The organism is Halomonas sp. TP35 (assembly GCF_052375975.1).
In the GTDB taxonomy this organism is placed as follows: domain Bacteria; phylum Pseudomonadota; class Gammaproteobacteria; order Pseudomonadales; family Halomonadaceae; genus Vreelandella; species Vreelandella citrativorans.
This window is the reverse complement of sequence record NZ_JBQSUZ010000019.1, coordinates 1-14,093: the sequence shown is the minus strand read 5'-3', so window position 1 is coordinate 14,093 and position 14,093 is coordinate 1. Positions and strand designations below refer to the sequence as shown.

Annotated in this window: 13 protein-coding genes and 3 tRNA genes; 3 read left to right on the top strand and 13 right to left on the bottom strand. The window is 50.4% G+C overall.

The genetic code is table 11. The features are described from left to right. Positions 1–48: 48 nt before the first annotated feature. The 8 genes from dnaB to ACT3RU_RS16060 all read right to left on the bottom strand — a co-directional run bounded on the left by dnaB (position 49) and on the right by ACT3RU_RS16060 (position 7,301). On the bottom strand, positions 49–1,434 hold the full coding sequence (gene dnaB, locus ACT3RU_RS16095) for a replicative DNA helicase (RefSeq protein ID WP_087107795.1): 1,386 nt from the start codon (positions 1,432–1,434) through the stop codon (positions 49–51). A gap of 248 nt (positions 1,435–1,682) precedes the next feature. Further along, the gene (rplI, locus tag ACT3RU_RS16090) at positions 1,683–2,129 is read right to left on the bottom strand and encodes a 50S ribosomal protein L9 (protein ID WP_087107797.1); all 447 of its coding nucleotides are present in this window, start codon (positions 2,127–2,129) and stop codon (positions 1,683–1,685) included. Positions 2,130–2,144: 15 nt separating this feature from the next. Further along, positions 2,145–2,996, bottom strand: a complete 852-nt coding sequence (locus ACT3RU_RS16085; protein WP_441678381.1) for a hypothetical protein — start codon at positions 2,994–2,996, stop codon at positions 2,145–2,147. A gap of 12 nt (positions 2,997–3,008) precedes the next feature. Then, a complete protein-coding gene (rpsR, locus tag ACT3RU_RS16080) occupies positions 3,009–3,236 on the bottom strand; it encodes a 30S ribosomal protein S18 (protein ID WP_009097135.1) in 228 nt (75 codons plus the stop codon). 33 nt (positions 3,237–3,269) lie between these two features. Then, positions 3,270–3,665, bottom strand: coding sequence for a 30S ribosomal protein S6 (rpsF, locus tag ACT3RU_RS16075; protein ID WP_087107800.1), 396 nt, complete (start codon positions 3,663–3,665; stop codon positions 3,270–3,272). Positions 3,666–3,886: 221 nt separating this feature from the next. Continuing rightward, positions 3,887–4,684 carry a 23S rRNA (guanosine(2251)-2'-O)-methyltransferase RlmB gene (rlmB, locus tag ACT3RU_RS16070; RefSeq protein WP_483392887.1) on the bottom strand — a complete coding sequence of 266 codons (798 nt, stop codon included), beginning with the start codon at positions 4,682–4,684 and terminating at the stop codon, positions 3,887–3,889. Between the two features lie 2 nt (positions 4,685–4,686). After that, positions 4,687–7,077 carry a ribonuclease R gene (rnr, locus tag ACT3RU_RS16065; protein WP_483392886.1) on the bottom strand — a complete coding sequence of 797 codons (2,391 nt, stop codon included), beginning with the start codon at positions 7,075–7,077 and terminating at the stop codon, positions 4,687–4,689. Beyond that, positions 7,074–7,301, bottom strand: coding sequence for a hypothetical protein (locus tag ACT3RU_RS16060; RefSeq protein ID WP_172116088.1), 228 nt, complete (start codon positions 7,299–7,301; stop codon positions 7,074–7,076). Before ACT3RU_RS16060 ends, rnr begins: the two co-directional genes overlap by 4 nt. Positions 7,302–7,334: 33 nt before the next feature. Between ACT3RU_RS16060 and ACT3RU_RS16055 the strand changes: the two genes are divergently transcribed. From ACT3RU_RS16055 to ACT3RU_RS16045, 3 genes are all read left to right on the top strand, one after another. After that, a tRNA-Leu gene (locus tag ACT3RU_RS16055) sits at positions 7,335–7,421 on the top strand. Positions 7,422–7,499: 78 nt separating this feature from the next. Beyond that, positions 7,500–7,586, top strand: a tRNA-Leu gene (locus ACT3RU_RS16050). Positions 7,587–7,627: 41 nt separating this feature from the next. After that, a tRNA-Leu gene (locus tag ACT3RU_RS16045) sits at positions 7,628–7,714 on the top strand. 186 nt (positions 7,715–7,900) lie between these two features. Here ACT3RU_RS16045 and ACT3RU_RS16040 read toward each other — a convergent pair. The 5 genes from ACT3RU_RS16040 to ACT3RU_RS16020 form a co-directional block, all read right to left on the bottom strand. After that, a complete protein-coding gene (locus ACT3RU_RS16040; RefSeq protein ID WP_192528678.1) occupies positions 7,901–8,794 on the bottom strand; it encodes an energy transducer TonB in 894 nt (297 codons plus the stop codon). Positions 8,795–8,808: 14 nt separating this feature from the next. Further along, positions 8,809–9,237 (bottom strand): ExbD/TolR family protein, encoded by a 429-nt coding sequence (locus ACT3RU_RS16035; RefSeq protein WP_192528677.1) that lies wholly within the window; start codon positions 9,235–9,237, stop codon positions 8,809–8,811. Beyond that, entirely contained in the window at positions 9,230–9,679 is a 450-nt protein-coding gene (locus ACT3RU_RS16030; protein ID WP_192528676.1) for a MotA/TolQ/ExbB proton channel family protein, read from the bottom strand. The genes ACT3RU_RS16035 and ACT3RU_RS16030 overlap by 8 nt, the downstream gene beginning before the upstream one ends. Positions 9,680–9,836: 157 nt before the next feature. Beyond that, positions 9,837–10,844, bottom strand: coding sequence for a putative transporter (locus ACT3RU_RS16025; protein ID WP_192528675.1), 1,008 nt, complete (start codon positions 10,842–10,844; stop codon positions 9,837–9,839). A gap of 10 nt (positions 10,845–10,854) precedes the next feature. After that, positions 10,855–13,668, bottom strand: coding sequence for a M16 family metallopeptidase (locus ACT3RU_RS16020; RefSeq protein ID WP_192528674.1), 2,814 nt, complete (start codon positions 13,666–13,668; stop codon positions 10,855–10,857). Positions 13,669–14,093: the final 425 nt, after the last annotated feature.

The window sequence follows — 14,093 nt, the reverse complement described above, 5'->3', positions numbered from 1 at the left end:
TCCGTATGCTCAATATATCAAGGGCGTGATGCTGGTCACACCCTCACTCTAGTCACCAAAGGCTGCGCCATAGCTGTCGGGAGCCAGGTCTTCAAAACGGGTATATTTGCCGATAAACGCCATATGCACCGTTCCGATAGGCCCGTTACGCTGCTTACCGATAATGAGTTCAGCCAAGCCCTGATTATCTGGATTGTCCTGGTTATACACCTCATCACGATAGACGAAGGCAATAACGTCCGCATCCTGCTCGATGGCGCCTGATTCCCGCAAGTCTGACATGACCGGGCGCTTGTTGGGGCGCTGCTCCAGCGAGCGGTTAAGCTGAGAAAGCGCCACTACCGGACATTTAAATTCTTTCGCCAAGCCTTTTAGCGAGCGCGAAATTTCCGATATTTCCCCCGTGCGGTTTTCAGAAAAACCAGGGATCTGCATCAACTGAAGGTAGTCGATCATGATCAGCGCCATATTGCCGTGCTCACGCACGACACGGCGCAAACGCGAGCGCATTTCATTAGGTGAAAGCGCAGCGGTGTCATCAATGAAGAGCTGCTTGTCTTTAAGCAGATTGACCGCCGACGTTAGGCGCGGCCAATCCTCATCCTCCAACTGCCCCGAACGCACGCGGGTTTGATCGATGCGCCCAAGCGATGACAGCACCCTGAGCATCAGCGATTCAGCGGGCATCTCCATGGAGAACACCATCACGGGCTTATCGCTGGCGATAACCGCGTGTTCTACCAGGTTCATCGCAAACGTGGTTTTACCCATAGAAGGGCGTCCGGCGATGATGACCAAGTCCGATGGCTGCAGACCTGAGGTCATTTCATCCAGATCACGAAAGCCGGTCGATAGCCCCGTCATTTCGCCTTTCAGGTTGAAGAGTTCATCAATGCGATCAACCGCTTTGGTCAGAAGCTCGCTCATGCCAATCGGACCACCCGTTTTAGGGCGCTCCTCGGCAATCTGAAAAACCAACCGCTCAGCTTCGTTAAGCAGCTCATCGGCGGGCCGCCCTTGGGGGGCAAAGGCGCCTTCTGCAATCTGATTCGCCGCTCGAATCAGCTTTCTAAGCGTTGCCCGCTCACGCACAATATCCGAATAGGCGCGAATATTGCTCGCCGAAGGTGTATTGCGGGCAAGCTCCGCCAGGAAAGCCAAGCCCCCCACGGTATCCAGGTGATCTCGCTCTTCAAGCGCTTCTGACAAGGTGATGACATCAAGGGGTTGTCCAGATTCCGCCAGATGAATCATGACGTTAAACACCAAACGGTGCTCATAACGATAAAAGTCATCGGCTACCAGGCGCTCGGAAACCGTATCCCACGCCTGATTATCCAGCATTAGCCCGCCTAACACCGACTGCTCCGCCTCCAGCGAATGCGGCGGCAGCTTCAGCGCTGCCGTTTCCTGATCAGCAGAAGGCTGGTCCATAGCGAGCTCCTTTCAATAGTGCAGCATAGCCGACAAAGACCACTATCTTAATCGGACAAACCGTTAGCAACCACCGGTAGGTCATCGCATAAAGGGTTATTTCTAAACGCTCGGGGCTTTCAATAAACCACTAGCCGCTTGGAAATAGACCTTCTTTAAATAGCACAGGGCTTAAATAACACAGGGCTTAAATAGCAAAGGGCGCGGGAAATCCCGCGCCCTTTTGGCGTAAATAGCAGCTGCAAAGTTTACTCTGCGACGACTACCACGCGAACAACGGCGTCCACTTCTGCATGCAAGTGGAGGTCGATGTCGTATTCGCCAGTTTGACGAATCGGGCCTTGCGGCATACGCACTTCGCTCTTGGCAACATCGATGCCAGCAGAGGAAATAGCGTCGGCCAGATCACGCGGACCGATAGAACCAAACAGCTTGCCTTCGTCGCCAGCTTTAGACACAAGCGAAAGCTCAATGTCGTTCAGCTGCTCAGCGCGCGCTTCGGCTTCTGCTTTACGCTCAGCCGCTTGAGCTTCAAGCTCAGCACGCTGCGCCTGGAACGCTTCAACGTTCTCTTTGGTGGCTGGTACGGCTAAGCCGTAAGGCACCAAGTAGTTACGACCATAACCAGGCTTAACAGTGACCTTGTCACCCAGGCCGCCCAGCTTACCAATGTTGTCGAGCAGAATGACTTCCATCTCGTAAACCTCTTGTCAATTGCCGCGGGCAAGGCGTGCGCGAATGTTCGCGAATGTATCAATAAGCCCCAACAGCAGCACAATGAGAATCGTGGGCCAGGTCGTGATCAGCAGCACATAAAATGCCACCAGCCACAGCCCGTTCATCCCCTTTAATCCAATATAACCATGCACTAACGCAATGCCGGCAACGAGTAGTGGTATCCAGCCAAGTACTGCTAACGCATGCCCCCCAAGCATCATGCCGACCACACAAAGCACCGCTAACACGGCAAGCTCTTTAGGTGCGAGTCGTAACGCATGAAACTCTTCACGAAACCCGCCCGGGTTATATAACCCCGCTTGCCAGCTTCGCGCCAAGGCTAAACATGCAATCGACGCAATCAGAACCACAAGCCCCGTGACGCCCCCTACCACAATGGCAGCCAGCATTTGGGTATCGTACCCCTGATTAGCCAACTCTGTGAGCATACGATCAACGTCCGGAGAGCCTTGTCGTAGTTGCTCAAGCATTGGCCCCATGTCGCCAGGCAAGCTAAAGATGCCGAACTGTACCATTGCTGCAGCCACTAATGTGCCCGCCAGCAACGCTTCACTCCAACGCATCCGTTCACGCAGGACAACCGCCATCAGTGTTACCAGCAATACGCTGGCCAGCGGAATAACATCGCCTTGCGACCACCAAAAACCGGCGGGTAGCGCCGCTGCGATAATAACCGGTAGCGCAGGTGCAAAACCTTTACGTAGGGTTACCAAAGCAGCAATAGCAGCACCTAACCAAAACAGCCACGGCACTAACGTGGCCAGCGCTGCCCCGCCTACGGCGTAAGGCAGCCCTCGCATTAGCCATCTTGCCAGTGCCAGCATCACGTTAAACGCTTACTGGTGGCTATCGGAGTAGGGCAGCAGCGCCAGGTAGCGCGAACGCTTGATAGCAGTCGCCAGCTGACGCTGGTAGCGTGCTTTAGTGCCGGTGATACGGCTCGGAACGATCTTGCCAGTTTCGGTGATGTAGGCTTTCAGGGTGTCCAGATCTTTATAGTCGATCTGCTTGACGCCTTCAGCAGTGAAGCGGCAAAACTTACGGCGACGGAAAAAACGTGCCATGGATTAGCTCCTTAAAACGTGCAGTGGATAGAATCAGGCAGTTTCGACGTCTGAATCAGACTCGGACTCATCAGCGCGCGACTTGTCTTCGCGACGCGGACGCTTCTCTTCTGCCGGCTTCATCATCGGAGAAGCTTCAGTAACCGCTTCCTTGCAGCGTACAACCAGGCTGCGGATGATGGCATCGTTGAAGCGGAAGATGTTCTCGATTTCTTCGAGCGTCTCGCCAGTACATTCAACGTTCATCAGCACGTAGTGGGCTTTGTGAATCTTGTTGATCGGGTAAGCCAGGTGACGACGGCCCCAATCTTCAAGGCGATGTACAGTACCAGCGTTTTCGGTAACGATGCTGGTGTAGCGCTCGACCATAGCCGGCACTTGCTCGCTCTGATCCGGGTGGACCATAAACACGATTTCATAATGACGCATGAGATCTCCTTGCGGTTTGACAGCTTCCGGTGTGTGCCCCGCGCAAGCGAGAACGACGACAGGGAAGCAAGGAGTTACTGAAATGCACTCAACTTACCGCCAAACGGCAATTAAGGCATTAAGCAGAACTGGTGTTCAACTAACGTATTGGTATTTAACCAACGTAAACATCTGCGCCCGCCTGTAGACAAACGGGCGCAGGTATTCTAGTGGGCACAGGGTTAACTTGCAAGCTGGCGTTGTCGTACTGCCTCAAACAAACAAATCCCGGTAGCCACAGAGACATTAAGGCTTGAAACCTGCCCAGCCATGGGTAGCTTGACCAGATTATCGCAGGCTTCCCGCGTTAAACGTCGCATGCCCTTCCCTTCTGCTCCCATTACTAGCGCAGTAGGGCCGGTCAAATCAATCTCAAATACGCTGGCTTGGGCCTCACCTGCTGTACCGGTAATCCATACGCCTGCATCTTTAAGCTTGGCAAGCGTACGCGCCATGTTGGTGACCTGATAAACCGGCACTACCTCGGCAGCACCGCAAGCCACTTTACGCACGGTTGCATTTAGCGGTGCGGCCTTGTCTTTTGCCACAATAACGCCATGTGCCCCCGCGGCATCGGCGCTGCGCAAGCAGGCACCAAAGTTATGCACGTCTGTCACGCCATCCAGCACTAGCAAAAGCGGCGGCGTTGGCGCCTGCCAGGCACGCAGCTTTAACCACAAGGACTCTTCGCCTTCAGGCGTAAGTGGCGGACAGAACGCTACCACCCCCTGATGCGCGGCCCCTTGGGTCAACTGGTCCAGCAGGTCACGCGGCTGCTCTTTAATTCGCGCACCACGCGCTTGCGCCTGAGCAACCACTTCGGCCAAACGGCTACCGGCTCCTTGCTGAACCCATAGCTCGCGCGGTGTTTCACCGCGCTCCAACAAACTTTGCAAGGCGTGGATACCATAGACCTGGTCCAGCCCATCCGGCGTACGTACCGTAGCACGTGCACCACGTCGAGACGACGCCGATTTCATACTTAACTTCTCCTGGGCGCTGACTGACGCGTACGTCGCGGGCCACGACGCGTAGATGGCTTATCTTTCTTGGGCGCAGCGTCGCTCTTGGGAGCGGCCGCTTCATTAGTGTCGCCACTGCGGCGTTTACGCGGCTGGCGGCGCGGGCGAGGCTTATCGTCGGTCAAACTGAAATCAATTTTCCGGTCATCCATATCGACGCGCGCCACTTGCACCGTCAAGCCATCACCCAAGCGATAGGTGGTTCCGGTACGTTCGCCTTTCAGGCGATGCTTCTCAGCCTCGTAGTGATAATAATCCGACGGCAGCGACGTCACATGCACCAGGCCTTCGACATAGAACGCATCCAGACGCACAAACAAGCCAAACTGGGTAACCGATGCAATCGTGCCTTCAAAGGTTTCGCCCAGCTTGTCAGACATAAACTCGCACTTCAGCCAGCTTTCTACATCACGGGTCGCTTCATCGGCGCGACGCTCGGTCATTGAGCAGTGTTCGCCAAGTTCAAGCATCTGCTCAAACGTATAAGGGCACCATTTGCTCGGCGGATCGACCGGCGCTCCGTCAACGCGCACGACGGTATTGGTTTGACGCGGCCCCCGGATGACCGAACGAATGGCGCGGTGCACGAGCAGATCAGGGTAGCGACGAATCGGCGACGTAAAGTGCGCATACGCCTGATATGCCAAGCCGAAGTGACCTTCATTCTGCGGTGAGTACACCGCCTGGTTCATGGAGCGCAGCATGACCGTCTGGATAATATCGGCATCAGGGCGATCAATAATTGCCTCACGTAGCGCCTGATAATCCTGCGGGGTAGGCATATCGCCTCCACCCACTGAAAGGCCCAACTCGTTCAGGAACAAGCGCAGCTTATCCAATCGCTCAGGCGTTGGCCGCTCATGAATACGGTACAGCGCGGGCAGGTCGTGCTTATCAAGAAAACGTGCGGTCGCAACGTTCGCGGCCAGCATGCACTCTTCAATTAACTTGTGCGCATCGTTACGCTTACGCGGCACAATTTTTTCAATCTTGCGCTCGTCGTTGAAGATGATCGCCGTTTCAGTGGTATCAAAATCAATCGCGCCACGCTCTTCACGAGCCCGGCGTAGCAAGTGATAAAGCTCATGCAGGTTTTGCAGCGGCTTCACCAGGTCGCGGTGTTCCTCACGTAGCGCATTGCCCTCTTCGCTCTCGTTATCGAGCATCGCCGCCACTTTGTTATAGGTGAGGCGAGCATGAGAGTTCATCACGGCTTCATAGAAGGAGTAGCGACTGATCGCACCGGTCTTGGAAATATTCATCTCGCAGACCATGACCAAGCGATCCACGTTCGGATTGAGCGAGCAAAGACCGTTGGATAAAAGCTCCGGCAGCATGGGCACCACCTGCCCCGGGAAATACACCGAGTTGCCCCGCGTGCGGGCTTCATTGTCCAGCGCCGTCCCCGGACGCACATAGTGAGAGACATCCGCAATCGCGACTAATAGCTTCCAACTGCCTGATTTGGTTTGCCACGCGCACACGGCATCATCAAAGTCCTTGGCAGACTCATCATCAATCGTCACCAGCGGTGTATCTCGCAGGTCAACGCGATGCTTTTTATCTTCCTCCAGCACTTCCGCTGAAATGCCGCTGGTTTGATCCAGCACCTCAGGCGGAAATTCAGCAGGAATATCGTAGCTACGAATCGCGATATCGATTTCCATGCCGGGGTCCATACGCTCCCCCAACACTTCAATCACTTCACCCACAGGCTGCACGCGGGTAGCCGGCTGCTGAACAATTCTGGCCGAAATCACCTGGCCATCCTTCGCCCCAGCGCTGGCACTGTGAGGAATAATAACTTCCTGAGTAATACGTGGGTTCTCAGGAATCAGTATGCCAAATTCCGGCGTATTGCTGCGATATACACCCACCATTGTTTGCGTATTACGGGCGATTACATCGGCAATGGTCGCTTCGTCGCGGCCACGGCGGTCTGTGCCGCTGATACGGACCAATACATGGTCACCGCTGAACACGCGACGCATCTGGCGAGGAGGTAACAACAGATCCGGTTTTTTACCATCATCACGAATCAAGAAGCCAAAACCGTCCCGGTGCCCCAGTACGCTGCCCTTGATCAAATCAAGTTTATCAATTAATGCATAAGCGCCGCGACGGTCACGCAACACTTGACCATCACGCTCCATGGCCGCCATCCGGCGACGAACGGCTTCAAGGTGATCTTCGTCCTCGATGCCCAGCATGCGGCTCATATTTTCATGGGTAATCGGTTTGCCGTACGTTTCCAACGCCGCTAACAGATACTCACGACTAGGCGCCGGATTATCATATTTTTGCGCCTCGCGCTCGGCGTGCGGATCATCACTCAACGTCCAATACTTCATGCGATCGACATCCTTAATTGCATTTGCGGGAGGCGGACAAAAACAGCAGCGGATAGTCGCTGCAGGTAGGGATAGTCAGCGACTGCGTTAATAGGCAGTAAGCTGAAAAACGTCATATTTTGTTTGGTCATGGGGCCAGTATAGCGCTGCATGTTCCATGACCCAACCACCTTAAGCAGCAATTGTGCGATTTGCGCCATAAAATTATCTTTCAGGTCTTGCATTTAACCAGCACCCCGGTATCATACGCGCCACTTGCCCAGATGGCGGAATTGGTAGACGCGCTAGCTTCAGGTGCTAGTGTCCGTATGGACGTGGAGGTTCAAGTCCTCTTCTGGGCACCATGCTTTCTCATGTTATCCTCTTTTCATGAATAGCGGGTGCAGCGGCAAGTTGATGTGGTTGATGCTTGATATGTATTCGCCCAGGTGGCGGAATTGGTAGACGCGCTAGCTTCAGGTGCTAGTGTCCGTATGGACGTGGAGGTTCAAGTCCTCTCCTGGGCACCATATGAATACAATCAGCAAAACACCCGCAGTACAAATGATGCGCCCAGGTGGCGGAATTGGTAGACGCGCTAGCTTCAGGTGCTAGTGTCCGTATGGACGTGGAGGTTCAAGTCCTCTCCTGGGCACCATTAAGCTGGTCCCGTCCGCATCATTGAACATCGCCTTTTGTGTTATACCTTCCCTGCTTTTCTCTTTTTTATTTCGCTATTCAAAGAGCGAGCGCCAGTACTGACCTAAACACCTGCCCTGTTAGTCTGTATAGCGCTGCAAACTCGTTATGCAATGGCATTGAACAACTCAGGTGCAGCCAGGCTTTACTTGATCTGGTAACGCACGTCGATGGTGTACACCCTACTCTGCCAGCTAATACCAGCGGGAGCACGAGGGAAAGGCATAGCGCTTTCCACTAAACGGCCACCCGCCTGGTTTAATTCTCGCACGCGGGATAATCCTACCAACTGATGGCTTAACACGTTGCCATTGCGATCCAGCGTGAACTCAACCGTAATCACCTCCTCTATGCGGCGAGCCCCCATCACTCTGGGCGTCTGCTTGTTTTCAAGCAAGTGCTGACGAACCAATAAATCATACCGGTTATCGACATCCGCACTGTTAGCCTGAGCAATCCCCGTTTCTTCCATGACCACCCCCTCGGCTGAAGAACCATCTTCGCCGGCGTGGCCAGCCACTGCCTCCACCATTTCGTTTTCAGCCTGAGTATTATCGACGGCCTTCTGATTGACCAAAGGCTGTTCGACTTGCTCAAGCTGCGCGGTCGGCTCTGCTTGTTTAACCGGATCAGGCCGCTCAGCCACGACAGGATCGGGTACGGGTTCTGGTACGGGTTCTGGTACGGGCTTATCAGTCTTGGCCACTGGGCTTCTGCGTTCAACAGGAGGGGCCGCCTTATCTTCTGCTGGCTCTGGAAGCTCTGACAAAGGCTCATCGACAACCTCTTGGAGAGCTTCCTTAGGGGCCGAGTCCGACGTTGTGACTGAAGGTACTTTCGCTTGAGCCGTGTCGGGCTGGGTAGCATCACTCTTTTGCTCCCCCCCCGCCATGGCGGCCTGCAGCCCTACGCTCATGGAAACGCTTTCGGTAGCTTTGGTCGCCACGACAGAATCTGCATCCTGCTTTAACCAGAAAACGCCCACTATTAAGTGCAAAAAGACAGATAAGCCTACATAAAAACCAATGCGTTGCGACATCAACCTTGGCATTTCTATCCTTCTCCAGAACGCTGCAAGGCCAGGTTTGCCACTTCAAGATCCAGCTTTTGGAGAATAGAAAAAAGGGTCACCACCCTTTCCATTGGCGCTTCCCGGTCACTCTGAACCACAATTTCCAGTTGCTCGCCATGCGCCGTTTTCAACATCGTCAGCTGTTCGTACAAACTATTATTACTTTCAATCTCCTGGTCATCCAAAAGCCACGCCGGGCCTTCGGATTTAACAGCAAGGATTGCTAGATGCTTATCACTAGAGGACAGGCTTGTTGATTCATCTGCTGCCGGCAGGTTAACTTCCATAACCTGCAAAGGCACATTAATCATTAACATCATGAAAGCAATAAGAACGAAAATAACGTCTATCATAGGAGTCATGATATCTTGCAGCGCCATGCGCTGCTCTTCATCATCCAGCTCAATCATGACACCCTGACCCCAACTGCAAGTTATGCGAGATATAGTTCATAACCTCGGTGGCCTCAGCGAGATGACGTCGAATATAAGACCCGATAAGCGCATGAAAAAGAATACACACGACGGCAATCACCATACCAGCAGCCGTCGTCGACAACGCTTGCCAAAGCCCATCGGCCACAGTAGCAGGCTCCACAGGCCCCTGACTCAACCCAATGTCATAAAAAGAGCGCATAAGGCCAACAATCGTGCCTAATAAACCAAGCATGGGCGCTAAAGCCGCGATCGTCACCAGCCCCGACATTCGACGCCTTAACAAATTAGCATACCGCATCAGCGCAATTTTAACGGCTTCATCACGAAGCTGCTTATCGCCTCCCTGGTGCAGCCTTAATTCATCAATAGCATCCTGATAACCCCGCTCGTTTATTTCAAGAATACGGAGAGCCATATTCAAATCACGCCGCTTTAATGCTAGCGTCATCTCTTTATAATGGTGCCTATCAAGACCGCGCTTACGAAAAACGTAGAAGCACCGCTCCATGACCAATGCCAAGGCAGCAACCGAACAAAGTATCAAGGGTATAAATGTTAGGACAACCCACTTATCAGCTTGCATAGCTACTTAAAACCTCTTGACGATTTAGTTCGATCATTTTATCTTCAAAAGCACTTAAACGTTTATAAACAGAAATAAGCTCCACAATACTTGCCCAGCTAAAAACCAGATAATGCAATGCGCCTTCAACTTTATTAAATGCTCTAAGAATCTGCTGTAAAACACCTAATGTAATAGCACCAGATACAATCGTTGGCACCATTATAATATAAGGCATGAGTGTAGATAGCTGTAAATATGAGTGTTTAACCAAGTCAAAATAGAGGTAATGACGATACATAGTCACGTAATTATATCGTACCGAATGAAACAAGCTACTAATGGATTCAGGCCGAGCCCTTTTTGCGTCGTCTTCTCCAAAAACAAGCTCTTTTCTTAAGGCAGCTTCCGTTCTCTGATTATTAAACTCTAGCCCCGGAAGCTTTATACCAACCAAAGCCATTAACACGGTTCCAAATATTGCAGAAATAATCGCAACATAGATTAATATATGATCAACCTCACCCAGCAGGGGCACCTCTTTCACTTGCTTACTTAACTCCCAAAGCAGAGGCTGAAAAGCAATAAGTGTTAAAACAGACCTCAACAAAAACGTACCTAGCCCCTGTACGAGCTGAGCAAAACGCATTGTATCCTCCTGCACACGCTGAGCCGCGCCTTCTATATGACGCACTTTATCCCAGCTCTCCATATAATAGTGGTGCATAGCTGAACGCCAACGAAAAACATAGTGACGAACAAAGAAATCCAATAGAATGGCAACCACAACAAAGATAGCTGCAATTTTTCCAAACGTTAGCATATGTAATAAAAGATCCGTGGACTCCACTGCACCTGGCTCAGCCAAGGCCTGTTGGATCGTATCGTAAAACCCTCCAAACCACTCATTGATTTTAACATCCAGATGAACCTGGTAATAAGTGGCCGACAAAATGGTAGTAGCGCCCAACCAGGACCAGACCCACCACTGCCTATTCAAAAAGAAACATCTAAACATAGTTAACAACCTAGTTAGTAGCAGGAAAACCTACAAAAACTGACTGATGCGCCATAGGCATTAATTCCGCTATAACATCGGACAATGACGCCTCAGTGATCAATGCCCCAAGATCATCAAAAGAACTCAAATAACGGGGAGATTCGTATGCTTCATAACTAAGCGCCAAACGGCGAAGCCAAGTATTGGAGTCAGCCATCCTAACACCCTCAGCGTAATTAACATCTTCTCTTATTTGGTTAAAATTTTCGCTTTTCATCCAGTCATCCAAGCTTTCCATTACATCCTGATAAGCTGCAACCATAGATGGTACTTTCTCAGAGCTAGTGTAAAATTCAGCCTCGGATCTCGCTCTATTATCTCTATCGAGCGCTATCTCAAAACTCAATGTATAAATACCGCCCAGCTCATGCCTTAACTTTCTTTTTAAAGCCCTTTTAATAATTGGATTCAAGGTGGATACAACAAAAGCACGCTCTGGCGTCCACTGATAACTGGACTCAGATTTAATTTTCACTATGGCTCTTTGATCATCAAAAACGTCAGAGGCTAAATATCTATCTCCATCAGGAATGCTGCCATAAGAGGATAGCAATGTGCTTTCTCGATGAATGGAAGAGATATACGGAAGGACATTTTCTAAAATCTCACTTTCACTCAGCTCTCCCACAAGAAATATCGTGACGGGCTGTTTCTGTAGTTCATTGATAGCAGATACGATATCGTTAGCGGCTAACTGTTCAGCTTCATTTTCTGAAGGATGCAACTCCTCAGAGGCACTAAAAAACGCCTCTTCCAGCATACTGTCAGCGCTTCTTTCGTTAATTTGCTCAATGAGCTGATTCTGCACATCAGCCATCGCCCCGCTATCAAAACGCCAGTGATTTTGGCGAATTAAGTAGCTTTTAAACAAGCTATCTAATTGATCTCGATCAATGATGGTAGCAATGTCTAGCTCGTTCTGTTTATGCGCCCACGACCAATTAATTTTATTTTCCTGTTCCCATGCCTCAAGCCAGGTATTTACTACAGCATCTACATCGGTTTGTTCCCAAACCTGCACGGCTAACTGGGAAAGCCAAGGCGACACTTTATTGTTAAAATATCCTGCCGAAGAAAGCGCCTTCACATAGACACTGCCGCTTGGTGTTGACCTATTGAGCCAAACAACCTTGTCACCATTTTCTAATTGCCATTCAGTTATACCATCTTGAGGATACGAAACCCTATGACTAACCGGGTAAACACCACTCACCTCCCCATCAGACAAGTTCACTTCTTCATAAGCATCCAAAGACTCTGTTATTTCAAGCTCATCAGAAGAGGATGGTACAGGCTGATGCTCAGCACGCTCTATTACAGCTAAATCTCCTTGGGAGACTTCTTCTGCAAGCGCCATCACCTCTTCTACACTTGGTAGGTCAGCCTGCCTATCACCAGGCACTTGATAAAATAAAAACTGATCAGGTGAAGACAGCAGGTATCTTGCACGCGCGTTTAACTCTTCAATCGTCATCTCCTCAATCCAGCTTAGAAGACGAGCGGATTTTTCAGTATAATTTTCCTCAACCGTATTTTTGATAACCGCTTCGGCGAGCTTATCTTCCCATTTGGCAAAATCCCGCTGAGCCACCAGCTCTCTATTTCTCTGAACTGCCTGGCGAGCACTATCTTTCAGGGCTTCAAATTCACCCTCATTCAATCCATCACGGTTAAGCCTTTCAACTTCCGTTAATACCGCTTCAAGCCCATTTGCATAATCTGTTGTTTTAGCTGAAATAGCGGTGATCAATCGCTCATTATTTGACGACCTTAATGTCGAAACCATCTTAAAGTCACTGGATATGGCCAAGGGCGTGTTTCTTATTTCATTAAACAGCAGTTTTCTTATGAAGTAGTTCTGTAGGCGAGCGTACTGCCCCTCTAGCGTGGCATGAGGAGCGACGGGCGACCGAAACCCATAGGTAACGGCTGAACTGGTGCCTTGATCATCCTGCACCTTACCAATAACCAGACCAGGCTCAAGAGGTAACTCAATGTAATCACGTATTGGGGGCTCTACAAAAGCTTCTTGGCCGAAGGATTCATGTATGCTGGTGATCGTTTCATCAGTATCGACATACCCTGACACTATCAATGTCATGTTGCCCGGCACATAAAACTTTTTATAGAAAGCTGTAATTTGTTCAGCCGTGACAGCCTGTATATCCTCCAGCCTTCCTATGGTGGGACGGTCTACATATCGAGACCCGTTGCGAACAATTGCTTTTTTAGCATCGTTAACACGCGAGGCAACGCTTTGCCCCCGGCGCATTTCTTCAAAAATCACTTCACGCTCAACATCCCAGTCAGTGCCAAGCATTTTAGCGCCGAACGCCAGGTCATTAAGCAGAATAATTGATTCACGTATATCCAATGCATCGTCTGGACGCGTTCGAATCATAAATTGCGTTTCAGTTTGACGGGTAACAGCATTCACTTGCTTGCCTGTTTCCCAGCCAATACTATCCAGAAATGCAAAAACATCCGGCTCATGAGCTCTATTTGAACGAAACACCATATGCTCAACAATATGCGCCATACCACGCTGCTCATCGTCGACAGAACCCGCATTAACGATTAAGCGTAAATTAAAAGGCTCATCAGGGTTATCACTACCGTGAATGATATAGCGAAACCCATTTTCAAGACGCCCCTGTTCAATCGACTCATCCCACTGCAGCTCTTGTGCTTTAGCAATATTACCCAGCACAAACAGACTAAAAACAATCAACACAGCTGAGCAAAGCTTGCTCCCACTCTTATAACGCTCTCTGCAAAACATTACACCCGCCTTAAAGATAGAAAGACCCGACGCTCAGTCATGGTTAATTATTCTTTTGATCACTCATTCCCTCCGACCAGACGAAACATGAGTAGTCAGAGTGATGCGCCCTACCGCAAATTTTCGGGCAGTTGACGCCCACATTACGAAGCTAATCATTCATCGCACAATAAAGTAAATGATCATGATTTTCATTAGCATTATCATATTAACATGTTATGATTTATTGGCAAACAGCGATTAACTGTATATATATCAAGGAGTCTGATACGAATGAGAAAAGCTGCTTTGGGGTGCACTTTTCTATCAGCGGTTAGCTCGAGTGCCGTACTGAGTGACGAAAAGATTGACCTTGGAGAAATCGAAATTACTGAACAGGCCTCAATCTATTCAAACATTGAGCGTGTCAGCCCTGCCTATGAAAG